Below are 15,290 nucleotides of genomic sequence, written 5' to 3'. Positions count from 1 at the left end.
GGAAGTTGCGGACAGTCACGGTGCAGCAGGTGCGGTAGGGAGAGATCTCCGGGCTGCGCCTGGTCGCTGCCGCGCTGTGCGGGGCGGCCGTGAAACAGGTCGGCTGATCGGCTGCCCATCCAGCTGCCGGATCGGCCCGTGCTGGTCAAGGGGAAACGCGGCACCGAGACCACCTGGACAAGGGGTACCTGAGTGCCGGACAAGGGGGTGCGATCGGCATGGCACAGGCCGGACAAGGGGTGCCTGCGACCGAAGGGTCACCTGGACAAGGGGTCCCCCAGAACGCGGACAAGGGGTGCGCCAGCGGCTGCAACCGGCCCGAGCGAAGGGTGCGCTGGTCACAGTGAGCAACCAGCGCCAGCGGTGCGCTGGGCGGACCTACACCCCGAAATCTCGTCGCTGTCCGCCACGCCTTCGGCCGGCGCACCGGGAGCCGCCGCCCCGTACCCGTGCGCACTCGCACCACGCGCACGGTACCGATGTGCGCACCGCATCTTCCGCACACCCCGCGGACCCCGCATCGGGTGCGCCGCGCCGCGCGCCTTGCGTACCGCACCGGTCGCTCCCGCACCGAGCCGATGCGGTGCGACTGAGTGGCCGACCGCGCTCCTCGGTGCGGGACCCTGTCGGTGCGCCGCGTCGGCGCGAGGTGCGGGGGCATCGGCTGAGCCGGTGAGGCTCGGACTGCCTCCAGCCGCGCCGGAGTCCCCGGCCGGAAATGCCGTCGGACGAGCCCGGCGGAGCGAGGCAGCCTCTCCGCGGACGCGCTTCGTCCGCGCTCTCCTCGCCAGAGCCGGCGGCGAGAGCGGGGGCTGAGGCCGCGAAGGTGCTCGGTGCGTCAGGTGGCGCTGGCTTGGGCGAGTCGCAGGTGGCGTGCCGCCCGGATCTGCTGGAGCTGGCGCTCTCGCTCGCACGTCGAGCACAGGTGCGACTCGGGCGCGGCGGCCGTGCTCTGACGGGAGCATTTGGCGCTCGCGCACGTCCACCTCTGCGGGCCGACCTCCTCGCCTGCACCGGTCGAGCTTGAGGTGGGGACCGGGGCCGAGCTCCACCAGGCGGAGGCGGTCTCGTACGCAGCCAGGCGAGCGGCGAGCTCCTGCATGACAGGATCCGTGCCGCGCCGTGCCGCCTCCGTAGCGGCAGCGCGCGCGGAGGCGGCAACCGACCTCCGGGCCCGCGCGGGGGCAGCCTGGTCGTCCGGGAAGCGGGCGGTGGCGGCGGAGGCCGCCTGATCACCCGCTTCCTCGAGCGCCTGCCGGTGGTCGCACCGGCCGCACTGGCCGCGATCCCCTAGGCGGCCGAGGTCACCGCAGCCAGGGCAGGTCTGCCGACCCCTCGTCCGTTCGGCCCGTGCCCGGGTGCACTGGTCGCATTGGGCGGTGCGCGCGGCGGGGGAGCCCGTGGTGGTACGGGTGCGACAGGTCCCGCAGAGCGTGATGGACGGCAGCTGGGACAGCAGCCAGGCGAGTGGGTCGCGGATCACCCCGCGATCGGTTTTCGGACCTTCGAGGCTCATCGGACCGATCCGGCTGGCGAGCTGGTCGGCCAAGGCCTCGGCGGAGACCCTGTGAAGCACGACGTCGACGGCGCGCAGGGCCACTGCGCGCTGCCCCGGAGTGAGCGCGTCGAGAACGAAGCCGACCGGGCGGAGGGCGGTGCGCTGCCGCTGGCGCAGCCCGTACGAGTCAGGTTCGGCGTCTGTCGAGCTCCCAGCGGTGTTGCGGTGATCGTGGTCCTTGGACTCCGCGCGAAGCGCGCCGAGGTCGACCGCCGGATCAGTGGAGCCTTCCATCGGCGGCGCGGTCCTCGCGCGCCCGCGCGCACCACCGGCATCGGCGGGAACCCCGTAGGCGGCTTCGCCGGAAGCCAACAACTGACCAGCACTCAACTCTCCTTCAGCAACCACCAGGGAGTGGTGGGCGTGGAGGTCTACCGCATCGTCCTGGTCTGGGATCCCGGCGGTCTCGGCGAACGGTGCTGGCGTGACCTGGGGTTCCTCGGTAGTCGTGGCAGGCCGGTCCCCGACTGCCGCAACTGCGCGGTCTGCAATCCGGGGACGGTTCCGATGAGCACCGCCCAAGCCCTGGTACGCGGCCGCGACCGCCGGGATGCGGATCTCCCCCCGCCCTGCCAGTCCGGAACCGGTGGGCCGCCTCTCCAGCACGACGGCGCCCGCGCGCTGCAACCGTGCGAGGATGCGCGCGCCCTGGTACGCGGTCGCCCCGAGCAGGCGCGCCGCAGTCGTGGCCGGCCGGCCGATGCGGGTGTCGACGGCGCCGCCGCACAGCCGCACCCGTCCATTGGGGCGCGTCTCGAGCACGAGGAGCAGGAGAGCCAGTCGGTCGGTCGGCGCGCCGCGCCCGGTGCGCTCGCCAAGCAAGCCTGCGGGAGTCCGGCTGCCGTCGCGGTGCACCCAGCCGGGAGCGAAGAGCGGCTCGACCAGGCGCAGCAGTGTCGCCAGCTCGGTTCGGGTCAGCGCCAGCGGATCCGTGCCCCGGGACGAGGCAGCGCTGACCCCTGGAACCCTGCACGTCAGACCGACGACGGCACCGCGGACCCGCTTCTCGGAGGTCTCCAGTGCCTTGGCGCCCCGAAGTTCGGCGAGGGCCTTGTCGACGGTGGAGCAGCCCACACCGAGCCATCGGGCGAGCTCGGGCACGCGGGTGGAGGTGACGCAGCCGTCGGCGTGCCGGGCCTTGGCCGTCACGACGATCCGCAGCAGCCGGGCGGCGTCCGACAGATCAGGGGTGGAGGCGAGCAGGGCGCGCACTGCGGCGGCCAGGCGCTTGTGCATGCGGCGGCTCAGCTGCAGTGGATGCGCCGGAGCGTCGGCAGCGAGGCCGCCGGGCAGGGCGACGAGTGCAGGCCGGCTGTGGTCGGCGGCCCCTTGGGGAGGTGGAACGAACGAACGCGCCGATGCGGTCTCGTTGGGCACAGCTCTCCTGGCACAACGGCTCCTGGGTGACGGCCGGGCTCGTTGCGCTGGGTCTCTTGCAGCCCTGCGGACTTCCGGCGGGGCTGCTGCTTGTCAGTCGGGAGCGTTCCCTCGACGCGGTCTCGTACGGGTGTCAGCCCATACAGGTCCGCGTGAGCGGATGCGTGTGACACGAAGCCGGAGAATCTTCGGATCGTGTGTCCACAGGCGTGGGCGTTTTGCTCGCGACGGCCCCCGTGACCAGGAGGACAAGGGGGTACCGGGAAGGCCTCGCGCCCCCTTGTCCGCGGCCTGTCGCGGGGCCCGGGTCAGGCTGAGATGAGGGTACGGAGACCTGCGCCGGCCGGATGGGGAACGGCACACCACGCGCGGTCCGCTCGCCGGGATCGCGGGCGCGGAGGACCGGCTGGCAGCGCCCGGGACATCACGGACGAGTGACGCACGGCCGAAATCGAGGCCCTCGGCGGGCACTCAAGCTGACAAGAGGCAGCGCAGTACTGCAAGATGTACTCCGTTCCGACCCGGCGGTCACGCAAAGACGCACCGGGGTAGGGACTGGGCCCCCTCGGGGGCATCTGCTGGGAAGCAGTGATCACCAGACCGAGAGGTCTGGCCTTCGCTCAAGGGGAGCCGCTAACTCCACCTGGGCGGTGACGAGCCGGTCGAGGAGCCGCTAACTCCGCGGCCGGCAGTTGGAAGGGCGAGGAGCGACCTTTACTAGAGGCGCCCGCCCCGTGTAATAGCTACGACATCTCTGCCCCTCCCGAAGGGGTGCTCTCTTCGCTGGGCCGAAAGCCCGACACCTTGACCCGCTGCACGGCCGACGACGGCATGTGGGCAGCGGGCTTCTGGTGTGCTCGCGAACGGCTGCGGGAACGACAATCCGCCACGCGCCGAAACACCCCCCGTGCTCGTACCTCGACTACCCCGCAGCAGGCTCGCGACCGGGCGATCGCGCCGGTCGCGCACTGACGGGGCGTCTGTTATTCGCGGGCTGACCCAAATCAGCCGGAGCTCACCCTATCCCCAACCGCCCTGTTAGTGGACTGCTCATTCACGCACGGGAATGCGGAGCGTTCCTCACGAATCAGCCTGATCAGGATCAACCGCCCCAGAACCAGCCGTTCGTGACATGAACACTCTGTCCGAGCGCACCGCCGTCACCTCGCACATGACGGGACGGTCCCCGCTCAGGCTCACCCGCTCGACGACGTGCACCGGCGAGCTGCCCGACCTGAGCAGCCGTTCCTCCTCGACGCCGGCCGCCCGGGCGGACCAGCGGCTGCGATGCCCGGTCTCCTCCAGGCCCCGCTCCGCGAGGACGCGCGCCTCGTCGAGAAGTTCCGCGGTCGCCAGCACCCGCGCCTCGTCGACCACCCACTGCGGCACGTACAGGATCCGCAGCGCCCACGGTGCTCCGGAGTGCGTCAGCACGGTGCGCCGGGCCAGGACCTGGGCACCCGCGGCCAGTTGCAAGATGCGGCTCACCTCGTCCGGAGCCTTCAGGCTCTCCACCTGCAGCTCGCCGGCGGCGCTCTCGCCGGCGCGGGCCGGCCGCACGCGCCCGTCGGTGTCCCAGGCGATCTCGAGCGCCGCAGCCGGCGTGAGGACCAGGCTGCCGCGCCGGGGGATGACCTCGACCAGCCCGCGGGTGGCCAGCAGCTTCAGGGCCTGGCCGGCCGTGTTGTAGGCGACGCCGTACCGCTCCGCCAGCTCCCGCTGGCCGGGCAGGAACTCCCCGGGCGGGAACTTGCCGCTGAGGATGTCCTCGCGCAGGGCGGCGGCGGCGCGTTCGTACGGAGCTGGGGTCGGCATGGGCACATCTTGCCGCACCCGCCAGCGCTCCTCTTCCATGTGCTCCTCGATTCCCTTGACGTGATCGGCAGGCGCATGCATTCTATGACTCATCTGAAGCAACTCAGTTGATTCAATCTAAATCGAGGAAATCCCATGCCCATCCGCCACCACCGCCGGGCCGCCGCCGCTGTCGTCACCACCGCGGCCCTGGTCCTCGGCGCCGCCGCGTGCGACAAGCCCGGCACCAAGGCGCAGCAGCCGTTCATGGACGCACCCAAGTCCGGCCAGGTCAACGACAAGCCCATGGACATCGTCGAGATGTCCGACGGCTTCTCCAACATCGGTGCGAAGTGCGACGGCCGCAACCGCGTCTACGCGATCTTCCACGGCAACGACAAGTACGGCTCGCTCGCCGTAGTCCCGAACGACCTGCGGTGCACCGGCCACTGACCGGCAGCCACGCCGCCCTTGCTCCCGGCGCCCACGAAGCCCAGCACCTCCTCCGGCAAACGCTCGCGAGCAGGCCCGCCACCTTCGATGGCCACGACCCTGCGACTGGTGCCGCGCCGGCCAGGACGGCGAGGAGACCGACACCGGCGTCCGCGTCGTCCCGCTGTCGGCGCGGGGCTCCTACACCGCCGACTGACGCTGCCACCAGCCGATCACCCATCGCGCTGCCCCGGTCCCCCACCGCCGCCTCCATGGATCCCCCTGGGGGACCGGGTGCGCGCGGCTCGCCCCCACAGGAGATGACGACACATGACCAGCACCATGGCAGCCGGCCAAGCCGCCGACAGCCACCCCGGGTCCGAGAACCGGTCCGAGGAGGCGGAGATCGCCCAGTTCCTCTCCCAGATCGACCCCATCGATGTCCTCGCCGCAGACGGCTACCTCGCCGGCCACGACGGCAACCTCGTCGCCCGCGCACTGCGCAAGCCCCAACTGCGCCACGCCCTCGCGCACTCCGTCTGCTACGCCACCGACCCGGACACCAACGACTTCTACCGCCAGGACGACGAACCCAACGGAGCCTGGCGCCGCCGACGCGCCGCAACCATCCGCGACAACTGCGCCATCTGCCCGGTCCGCGCCGCCTGCACCGAACTGGCTCTGCGGGACGAGGACGTTCACGGCGTCCGCGGCGGACTCGCCGAGGAGAAGCTCGAGCGGCGCCAGCTGACCGAGAAGGCGCGCCTGGATGCTGCCCGCGACCAAGACACACAGGCCCAGCGGGCCCAGACCAATCGGATCCGCGCCGCAGTCGAGGTCCAGCGGCTGGCGCTTCAGCACCTCGGCTCCGTCTCCCAGCAGACGCGAGACCGGCACAACGCCGCGGTCCGCGCAGCCGTCAGGCACCGCAACGACCTGATCGCTTCCCACCGCGCCGACGCCGGCTGGACGGAGGCGGCATGACCAGGCACACGGGCCCAAACGGCACTACCCCCCGACTGCTCCACGTCAGCCTCCGGCTCACCGCAGGCACCTCTGGCGCCGGCCAGCCGCCTCGCCACGGCCGCCACCGTGGCCCGCGCCGCACTCATGACCCTCGCCAACGCCACCCCGCTGCGCACCGCCCGGACCCACCTCGTCCGAGCGCCGTACCGCGGAGGTGTCCGGTGATCCGCCTCCTGACCCGCTGAGCACTGCAGCGAGTCTTGCGTACCACGGCGCATGCACGACACGACGTCCGCACGACCCGCCGCGCCCTGGCCAAGGCCCGTGCCGACAACCGAGCCCTCATCAGCCACTTCGCCTGCCGCGACGACCTGTGCATCCTGCCCGTCCTTTCCCGACGGAAGCAGACCAGGTGGCGGCGGCCGACCCCCTCGTCGTGCTGCTGCTGGCGCTGTGGAGCCAGGCCGTCGCCGAGCGGGACGCCTTCCGCGACTGGGTCACCGAAGACCCCTTCTCCGCTGATCCCGCACACCAGCTGCTGCAGGCCCACGCCCCCCAGACCAGCGTCACATGTACCAAGGACACCCCGTGAACCTCGACTTCCTTCCCCGGACCGGAGCACCCCTGGTCCAGCTGCTGACCAGCTGGCAGTTCGTCGCCGGCACGCTCGTGCTCAGTCTCGGCCCCACCCTCGCCCTGCGCCGCCGCCGGGCTGTGCTCGCCGCCGCCAGCGAGCAGTCGCGCACCGCAGCCCTTGTGCGGCGCGGCCACCGCATTGAGGACCAACTCACCATGCTGGTCGCGGCAGCTGCCGCCTCCCTGTCAGCAACCGGGCTGCGCCACGTCGGCCAGAACGTCATGGGCCTGACCGACCCGTTCGACCTCCTTCCCTTCGTCGCCCTCGACATCGCCACCCTGATCTGCGGGCGCCGTGCCCGCCGTCGCGCCCGCTCCGGCGATGGCCCCGGCCTGTCCGGCGCGCTGTTCTGGATCCTCGCCGGCACCAGCGCACTCTTCTCCGCCACCGAAGCCGACTCTCTCGTCGGAGCGGTCGTGCGCGCGGTCTGGCCAGTGCTCGCCGCCGTGCTGTGGGAGGTCGGCTCGCTGGAGGAGCGCCGTGCCGCCCGACGCGGCCGCGCCGACCGCCGTCTCGCTCTGATCCGGCTTTTCCACCCCGTCGAATCCGTCCGCGTCGCCCTGCTTCTGGCCGCCCGTCAGGAACTGAACCAGGACGAGGCCACCATCGATGTCCGTGTCGCCCGTGCCGCCTACCGCTGGTACCGGCTCCGCCGTGCCCAGGAGGCGACCAAGAAGGCCAGCCGTCCAACCCGCTGGGCATACCGCCTGCTCGAAGCACGGGCCGACGCCCGCGCCCAGAACGCCAGCGAGCGTGCCGGCTGCGCCGATCCCGCCGTGCTGGAACAGGTCGTCGCCAGACTGCAGCAGCGCGTGCGCCAGACGGAATGGGCCGGTATGAACCTGCGCTCCGGCGCCGCGTTCGAAGCCCTGCGCAGCACTCTCATCGGCATCCAGTCCGCCGTTCCGGCCCATACCGGCACAGTCCATACCGCCACCCAGACCGAGTCCGCCACCGACGCGAACTCCCAGGTTGAGGCCGGTATGGACCCTGCTGACGAAACGGACGCGGCCAGCGATCAGATGGACCGCGACATCGCCGACGTCCCACCCGATGACGCCCAGCACAAGGACGGCGCGGGCAAGTGGCTGAGCGACGAGCAGGTCATGGAGGCCTTCGTCCGCCTCGTCCCGCGCCATCCCGACGGTCGACTGGCCTGGGGGATCAACAAGTCCGCGACTGCGATCGGCATCGGCACGCCTCGGGCTAAGCGGTTCCACGAATCCCAGACCAACTGGCTCCCTGCCGCTGTCGCCCGCTACGCCGACGACAGCGAGCAGCAGTTGGCGGACCAGCCCGTCCAGCCGAACCACCTCGAGCAGCCTCTCGCCCCGGCCAACCCTGCCGGCCTCGACATCAGCGAACTCCTGTTCGCACCGTCCGCACCGACCGGCTTCGACCCGCAACTGCCGGACCTGCTGGCCCGCGACTACGAGTCGCTCCCGACCGGGCTGTTCGTGCCCGCCAGCGCCAGCCGCCCCTGACTCCACACCTGCACGACGCCCGCCAGCCCCAGCGATCACCAGGAGCCCACCATGCCCCCGACCTCAAGCACCTCGTCGCTGTCCTTCGACGAGCACGCCGACCAGGCCCTTGCACTCTTCCTCGACGACCGCCCGTGCCACGCCACCCCGTCCCAGGCCACCCGGCAGCGACTCGTCCTCGTCACGCCCACCACCCGCCTTGCCGACGGCCACCGCAGGGAGGCACACCGATGAAGCGCACCGCGGGGCGCCAGCGACGCATCACGATGACCACCCGCGGCGGCGTTGCCCCCTTCCGCGTGCTGGTCACCGTGACCGGCTGCCCGGCCAGCGTGACCGGAACGGTCGAGGTCGACTGATGGGCCTCTGGAACGCCCTGACCGGCAGCGGCAGCAGCGACACCCGATTCGGGCAGCAGCGCCGCCGGGCCGCCGACCGCGCCGGACACGCCCGCATGGACTCCAAGGTCCGCCAGGCCCGCACCGTCGACTCCCACCCGGCGCCCCGCGCCTGGTGGCGCTCCTCCTGACCCACCCCCACCCCCACCCCGCACCGGGCCCGGCCCTCACGGCCGGGCCCCCGTACTGACTTGGAGACAGACCGTGATCTGGATTCGCCTGCTCGTCCTGGTCGACGCCGCAGTCGCGGCGTGGGGCATCCGTGAGCTGATCCGCCGGGAGAGCCAGCGATGACCACCACCCCGCCCGTCCCCCCGCCCCCGAACTACCCGCCCAGCGTCGGCTTTCCGCTCCACACACCGACCCCGCTCGACCCCGTCGAGGCGACGACCACCACCACGCTGGACGACGCCGCCGAGCGCTTCTGGGCCCCCGTCCAGAAGATTGCCCAGGACTGGTGGCAGGCCACCGGACCCGACGGGCACCTGACCGACGAGCTCGTCCTCCCCCCGGTCACCGGGTGGGAGCAGCCCAACTCGAAGCCCGACGGCGTGCACCGCGTCGCCGACCGGATCGCCCTGATCCTTTCCGAGACCGAGCCCGAGCGTGCCCACCGCCTGCAGGCCGAGCGCGACGCCGCCTATGCCCTCGCCGGGGAGACCAAGCGCCATCGCACCGAGCGCCACAAACGCGAGGACCGCGCCCGGGAAACCAAGGTCCGCCGGCGGCAGGTCAGCCGGGAACTGTTCAACTCCGCGCTGCGGGCGAAGCGGTTCAACCGCTGGCTGCTGCTGACCGGCATCTCGGCCCTGCTCGGCTGGCGGCTCGGCGCGGTGCAGGTCCTCGGTGCGGTGATCCGCAGCAGCAGCGACCCCGTGATGGGCGTCGGCGCCGGCCTCTTCCTGTCCGGCCTGGGCTACGCCGTCGACTGGTACCTGCGCGGCGGCACCCGGGACGGCGGCGCGACGCCGGTCACCGAGATCCGCGGCAAGGTCCGCGTCCCGCTGCTGATCGTCACCCGAATCCCCGTCTCCTCCGCCCTAGCCGCTCTCCTTTCCTACACCCCCGGCTCCCTCTTCCCCCCACTGACCTGACTGGAGATCATCACCATGAACAACGCAGGACTCTTCGCCCTGGGCATCAACGGCGCGGCCACCGTGGGCCTGCTGTTCCTGATCTCCGGCGCCCGAGGAGCGGGCCGCCTGCGGATCAAGCAGGACAACATCATCTACTGGGCGTTCGGCGTCGGGATGCTGGTCACCGGCACCGCCAGCGCGTTCTCCCAGATCGGCACCGTGGGCGACACCCTGAGCCAGTCCATGCAGACCAGCATGGGCGGATGGGGCCTCGGCGCGACGGCGGCCGTCATGGTCTGGGCGGGGTTCGGCCTCTCGGCCAACCCCTGGAAGGACATCGTGTGCGGGCTGATCAGCCCCGGCGCGTTCCTGGCCGCCGGCGGCATCTGGGCCCTAGTCCCCTCGATCCTCGGCGGGATCCTGCGCTCCCTGGTCGGTGCCTGATGCTGGCCCAGGGGATCAAGGCAGCGATGGTGCCGGTGCGGGCCGTCCTCGACGGCTCGCCGGTTCTCGTCCGGCGCCTGCGCAGCGTCGGCGCGGAGACCCGCGAGAAGGCCGCCCGGCTCAAGGAACTGGAGCTGCAGAAGCTCCAGGGGGAGTGGGCCAAGCTTGGTGAGCGGGAGCGCCTGGCCGCTGAGCTGGCCCACCGCAAGGCCGGCCGCGGCAAGAAGGTCGACGCGGTGATGTGCGGCATCGTGATCGCGGTGTTCGTCCTGGCCGTGTTCGGGTCGTACCTGCGGTGGGTGCTGGTGCTCTTCCTGGTGGCCTGGACGGTGGTAGCGATGGCCCACTCCCCCGGGCCGGCCGAAGAGATCGAGGACCAGGACGTCGAGGACGCCGGCGGCGACAACGAGCTGGACGACGACAAGGACGACCAGGAGGCGGTCGAGGAGCCCACGCCCCGGCCCCTTACCGCGGCCGAGCTGGTTACCGCGATCGAGCACATGGTGGCGATCCGGGCCACCACCGACGGCGGGGCTGGCAACGTGCTCATCTCCGAGGCGCTCTCCGCCCTTCAGCGGCACCGGCAGTTCGCGCGGTACGACGCCCGCGATTTCGGTGCTGCGGTACGGGCGGCGGGGGTGCCCCCGAAGAAGTCCGTGGCGGTCGGCAGCGGGGCCTCCCGGAAGACCTCCCCAGGGTGGTCGGTGAACCACCTCCAGAGCGTCCTCGGGCGGGTACCCGTGCTCCCGCCTCACGCGGCCGTCGACCGCACCCCCGTCTAGGCGGCCCGACGCCCCCTCTCCAGCCCTCCCACCAGGCCCCGTTCGGCAGACCGCCCGGGCGGGGCCTCTGCCATGCTCTGAGAGCCCTCTCGGGGCCTCTCCCCCCGGGAGCGGCCCCAGCCCGGCGGAGTCGACTACAGACCCGCCGTGACCTGCACAACTACTAGCTACAGGGGTCGACTACAGGCCCGACTACAGGGCCGACTACGACCCCTCGGAGAGGGGTGGGAAGGGGGCCCGGGCGTGCTCTACGAACTGCGCTGCGAGGTCTTCCAGGCCAGCACCTGGGACGAGTCACCGGCCGCGGTGGAGACCGCCCGCAGAGACCACAACCGCCGCGTCCACCTCCGTGCCGCCGACCCCGTGCTGCCATCCGGCGTCGGCGGCCCCGACTTCCTAGATCGCCTCCTTGACCGCCCGTGGCTGCTCGTCGTCGGCCTGGTGGTGCTCTACCTCCTCGGCGTCGGGCGCTGACCACGCGATCGGTTGCTCTTGCGGTCGCCTCTGGGGTTGCCCCGGCGGTTGCTCGTGGGGGTTGCTGCTGTTCGTTGCCTCGGCCCGGTCCCGGGACATGTGATCCGCAGGCCAGCGAGCGGGACAACCAGGGCCGGCTGACTCCGACTTCTTCACCCGGGCACCGCCCTGCGTGCAGCAGCACTTTGGGGTGTCCCGTGCTGCCCCGTAGACGTCTTCGACCGGGCGGGCGGCCGGGCGCCTGCCAGCGGAGAGAGCGTCCGCTTGCCTCACTACTATGCGGGGGGCTCCGCCCCGCAGGACCTCCGGCCACATCCTCCCGGAGACACGCCGTCACCCGGCCTTGAGAACGCACCCCCCGGAAGGTGACGGCGCCGACCCGGGAGGGTGACCTCTCCTTCCACTGCGACGGGGTCTCCCGCCGGTCCTCGCCGGAGGGTGATCTCTCCTCCCCGGATCCGGAGGGGAGATCTCTCCCCCGAGGTGGCTGCGAACCGCAGGGGAGAGATTTCTCCCCGAACCGTCGGGAGAGAGAGATCTCTCCCCAACGGACAGTGATTTCTCCTCCCGGCGGTGGACGGAGGCTGCTCGGGCATCGGGCACGGTGATTCAACTCCCTTGTGCACTGGCCGGCAGCTGGCCGGGCGCACCATCCTGGGAGGTTGCCTACGGAGTTGCCTACGGAAGCGTCTACGGAGTAGTCCACGGAGTTGCCTGCGGAATTGCCTACGGAGTGGTCCACGATCGGCCGGAGAGTCCTGGGAAGCAGCAGGTCAGAGCGGCGGCCAGGGGGGGAGCGATGCGCCGACTACTTCCCTACGGGCCTATGGCACGGGCCTTGGAGCACGTGCGAAGCCTTCATCAACCATGGGGATCAGCAGCAGCGAAGCCGGCAGGAGATGTACGGCGGAGCGGGAGGAAGACGGGACCACAGCGGAACAACAGCAGCCGAGCCGAGCGGCGGAGCGGGAGGAAGACGGGACCACGACGGAACAGCCACGGAGCAGCCAAAGAGGAGAGGTGAAGCAGGGACGGCAGGACAACCGAAGCACAACAGTGCAACAGCAGAACAAGCACAACCAGCACGGCGGTCAATGAAGAGCAGAGCAGCGACAGCGTGAGGAAGAGCAGATCAGCCCAAGCCAGCACCAGCAGTGAGCAGCCGAGGCGAGAGAGGACGCCATGAGCGACTGGGCGGGCAACTGGGCGCGGGAGAGGGGGAGCGAGGGCATGGCGGACTGAACGAGGCAGAGGGCAACGCACGCACAAGCAGCGGAAGCCCCCGCTCACAGGGGTGAGCGGGGGCGGGGCGGGCGGGGGCGCGCAGGGCCCTAAGCGGCCCTCTGGTCTGCGTCGTCGAGCAGAGACCGGCCGACGTCCCCGGCAGCCTCCACGGGGCTCTTACCGGCCGCCAGAGCCAGCAGGTAGCGGGTGGTCGTCACGGACACGGCGTCAGGTGCGCTGAGCACCTTGTAGACCACGATTTCCCGGACGCCCCACTTCTGAGCGATCAGGGCGCTTGCCACGGAGGTGATGAACGCAACGGCGTCGGGGACACCGCCACCGTCCGGCGATCCGGGGAACGACAGGTCACTCATGATCCACTCCTTTCGAGGGACGTGACTGGGATGGACGAACGACGGACCCGCAAGCGGGGCCGGGGCCCCTCTCGGGGCCCCGGCGGGAGGGGGAGGAGTCAGGAGTTCTTCAGCTTGGCCAGCTGCTTGGTGACCTCGTTGAGCTTGAGCTTGAGTGCGTTGATGGAGCCGGTCATCTGCATGGCCGGGGCCATGTCCGGCGTGGCGTCCGGGTTGTTCACGCCACCCTCGGGCAGCTCGTCGCGCTGCTTGGTCAGCTCGTCGATGCGCTCGCCGATGCTCATGATCTTCGTGGTCAGCTTGTCGACCTTGGCCGCCTTGGCCTCCGCGTACTGCTGGCTCCACGGGGTCTCCGACTTGATGAACGCCGCGTACTTCGCGGTCAGCTCGGCCAGGTCGTCGCGCTGCATCCAGTGGAGCACGAGAGCGGTGACCAGCTCGGAGGTGCGGAACACGGTGTAGGGGGCGGGCTTCATGGAGCTGGTGCCCGTGCCGGTGGCCGCCCCGGCGAGGTCAGCCAGGAGGAAGATCGGGGACTCGGGGGCGAGGTCGAGCGGGTTGACCATCCGGTGACCGACCACGTACGGCATGTCGGCGTCTCCGGTGGCCGGAACGTCCGTGCGCTGGTGGCGGTTCTCCGGCGAGCCAGCGCCGAACTGAATGTTGATCAGCGCGGGCATCTTCGGCTCCGGGTTGTAGTCCGGGTGGATCACGAAGGAGCCGACCGGGATCAGGCCCTCCTGTGCGATGCGCTTGACGCTGTAAGTCACCTCACCGTTCTCACCGGTGACGTCCTCGACCGAGTAGGAGAGGCCGGTCATGGTGGTGATGGTCTGAGCGGTCATGGCGTCCTCCTGGACTGGTTGGTGCGGCCGGGTGTCATTCCCGGCCCGCCGATGACTACATTACATGGACGCATAGAGGTAAGCAAGTCCGCGAGTGGAGCAGAATCAGACGGCTACCGACGCGACCCGCGCCATGGCCTCACCGAGGGCCCCATGCCCCGCGGCCCCGTCCGGCGCTGCGCCGTTCGTGCCTGCCGGGCCGTGCCCCGCCGGGTGCCGGGGGAGTGATCTCTCCTGGCCGCTCCCGGCCCCACCCGCTTCCGTCTGCTTCCGTCTGCCGTCGGGCCTGCCGGGTGCCGGGTGGCGGGGGAGTGATCTCTCCGGGCCGCCGGGCCCGCCCGCTTCTCCCGCTCGTCGTGCCCGATCCGCCCGCTTCTCCCGCTCGTCGTGCCCGTGCCGGGCCGTCCCCGCCGGGTGCCGGGGGAGTGATCTCTCCTGGCCGGGCCCGGCCCCACCCGCTTCCGTCTGCTTCCGTCTGCCGTCGGGCCTGCCGGGTGCCGGGTGTGCGGGGGAGTGACCTCTCCGGCCCGTCGGCCGCGCTTCCGGCGGCTTGCGGCCGCCTTCCGTCGGGCCGTTTCGGCCGGGTGTGGTCTCTTCGTCCGTCCCGCCGCCGCCCGTCCTGGCCGTGCCGGCGCTGCGCCGCCGGCCGTCCCGCCGCCTTCCGCCGGTCTGCCCGTTCCGCCCGTGCCGGGCCGCTGCCCGCCGCCTCCCGCCGCCCCCGCCTGTCCCGCCCGGTCCGCCCGGGCGCCGCCCGCCGGCCCCGCCGCCCCCGCTGCTCCCGCCGGCCTGGTCCGTCGGTTTCGGGTGCCGGTCCGTTTGTCGTTCGGTTCGTTGCGAACCCGTCCGTCCGCCTGCCGTTCGTTCGTGTGCCGTGTGCCACCCGGGTCCTGGGTGGCATGCCTTCACTCGTTCTCGTTACAACAATCCGTTCCGGGTGTGTACCGGTGTGGCTAGACTGACGGCCAGCGTTACACCTTCTCTGGGTGTGGGTGGCTTGTTGTCCGGGCCGTGCTGCGTCCCGGGTGGTGCCGGTGGCTGGCCGGCGGGGCCTGTCCGGCCGTTGCGGCCGGTCGGTCTCCGGCCACCGCCGTGCCGTGCCGGGCCGTGCCGTGCCGGGCCGTGCCGGGCCGTGCCGTGCCGGGCCGTGCCGGGGCGGGGCGGGCCCGCTGTCGGTTCCCCGGCCCGTTCCGGGCCGGGTGTTTTCGGCCCCCCGGTACCGGGGCCGGTCGTTCCCGTTGTTGTCTCCTCGTGTGCCCTTCTGTCTCTGGAGTGCCTGGTGTCCTCTTCTCGTTCGGGTTCCTCCCGCGCCGCTGCCGGTGGCCGTCGTGGTGATGCCGGTGTGGCGCGCGGTGCGGACGGGGTCCCGCCGGGGGAGGCCACGGGCCCGGCCGGGCCGGACACCGCGCCCGTCCCCGGGGCCGGTCC

15 protein-coding genes are annotated in these 15,290 nt (G+C 71.6%); 11 read left to right on the top strand and 4 right to left on the bottom strand.

All coding sequences use genetic code 11. The features are described from left to right. Positions 1-838: 838 nt before the first annotated feature. Entirely contained in the window at positions 839-2,935 is a 2,097-nt protein-coding gene (locus ACWEQL_RS20185; RefSeq protein WP_452151637.1) for a hypothetical protein, read from the bottom strand. A 1,080-nt stretch (positions 2,936-4,015) separates the two neighbouring features. Next, the gene (locus ACWEQL_RS20180; protein ID WP_452151636.1) at positions 4,016-4,750 is read right to left on the bottom strand and encodes a GntR family transcriptional regulator; all 735 of its coding nucleotides are present in this window, start codon (positions 4,748-4,750) and stop codon (positions 4,016-4,018) included. Between the two features lie 135 nt (positions 4,751-4,885). Here ACWEQL_RS20180 and ACWEQL_RS20175 point away from each other — a divergent pair, with 135 nt between their 5' ends. The 11 genes from ACWEQL_RS20175 to ACWEQL_RS20125 all read left to right on the top strand — a co-directional run bounded on the left by ACWEQL_RS20175 (position 4,886) and on the right by ACWEQL_RS20125 (position 11,422). Next, a complete protein-coding gene (locus tag ACWEQL_RS20175) occupies positions 4,886-5,182 on the top strand; it encodes a hypothetical protein (protein WP_452151635.1) in 297 nt (98 codons plus the stop codon). 309 nt (positions 5,183-5,491) lie between these two features. After that, on the top strand, positions 5,492-6,145 hold the full coding sequence (locus ACWEQL_RS20170; RefSeq protein ID WP_452151634.1) for a WhiB family transcriptional regulator: 654 nt from the start codon (positions 5,492-5,494) through the stop codon (positions 6,143-6,145). 394 nt (positions 6,146-6,539) lie between these two features. Beyond that, positions 6,540-6,719: a hypothetical protein gene (locus tag ACWEQL_RS20165; RefSeq protein ID WP_452151633.1), complete on the top strand. Its 180-nt coding sequence runs from the start codon at positions 6,540-6,542 to the stop codon at positions 6,717-6,719. Next, complete coding sequence (locus ACWEQL_RS20160) at positions 6,716-8,248, top strand: DUF2637 domain-containing protein (protein ID WP_452151632.1); 1,533 nt, start codon at positions 6,716-6,718, stop codon at positions 8,246-8,248. The genes ACWEQL_RS20165 and ACWEQL_RS20160 overlap by 4 nt, the downstream gene beginning before the upstream one ends. A 51-nt stretch (positions 8,249-8,299) precedes the next feature. Then, positions 8,300-8,482 (top strand): hypothetical protein, encoded by a 183-nt coding sequence (locus ACWEQL_RS20155; protein WP_452151631.1) that lies wholly within the window; start codon positions 8,300-8,302, stop codon positions 8,480-8,482. After that, entirely contained in the window at positions 8,479-8,607 is a 129-nt protein-coding gene (locus ACWEQL_RS20150; protein WP_452151630.1) for a hypothetical protein, read from the top strand. Before ACWEQL_RS20155 ends, ACWEQL_RS20150 begins: the two co-directional genes overlap by 4 nt. Beyond that, a complete protein-coding gene (locus tag ACWEQL_RS20145; protein WP_452151629.1) occupies positions 8,607-8,777 on the top strand; it encodes a hypothetical protein in 171 nt (56 codons plus the stop codon). The genes ACWEQL_RS20150 and ACWEQL_RS20145 overlap by 1 nt, the downstream gene beginning before the upstream one ends. 159 nt (positions 8,778-8,936) lie before the next feature. Continuing rightward, positions 8,937-9,740, top strand: a complete 804-nt coding sequence (locus ACWEQL_RS20140) for a hypothetical protein (protein WP_452151628.1) — start codon at positions 8,937-8,939, stop codon at positions 9,738-9,740. Positions 9,741-9,755: 15 nt separating this feature from the next. Next, on the top strand, positions 9,756-10,166 hold the full coding sequence (locus tag ACWEQL_RS20135; RefSeq protein ID WP_452151627.1) for a hypothetical protein: 411 nt from the start codon (positions 9,756-9,758) through the stop codon (positions 10,164-10,166). Then, positions 10,166-10,948, top strand: coding sequence for a hypothetical protein (locus tag ACWEQL_RS20130; RefSeq protein ID WP_452151626.1), 783 nt, complete (start codon positions 10,166-10,168; stop codon positions 10,946-10,948). Before ACWEQL_RS20135 ends, ACWEQL_RS20130 begins: the two co-directional genes overlap by 1 nt. A 243-nt stretch (positions 10,949-11,191) precedes the next feature. Further along, positions 11,192-11,422, top strand: a complete 231-nt coding sequence (locus ACWEQL_RS20125) for a hypothetical protein (protein ID WP_452151625.1) — start codon at positions 11,192-11,194, stop codon at positions 11,420-11,422. A gap of 1,331 nt (positions 11,423-12,753) precedes the next feature. Here ACWEQL_RS20125 and ACWEQL_RS20120 read toward each other — a convergent pair. Beyond that, entirely contained in the window at positions 12,754-13,020 is a 267-nt protein-coding gene (locus tag ACWEQL_RS20120; RefSeq protein WP_452151624.1) for a hypothetical protein, read from the bottom strand. Between the two features lie 98 nt (positions 13,021-13,118). Further along, entirely contained in the window at positions 13,119-13,865 is a 747-nt protein-coding gene (locus tag ACWEQL_RS20115; RefSeq protein ID WP_452151623.1) for a hypothetical protein, read from the bottom strand. Positions 13,866-15,290: the final 1,425 nt, after the last annotated feature.

This window comes from Kitasatospora sp. NPDC004240, assembly GCF_053603215.1.
This window is presented reverse-complemented; position numbering and strand designations above follow the sequence as displayed.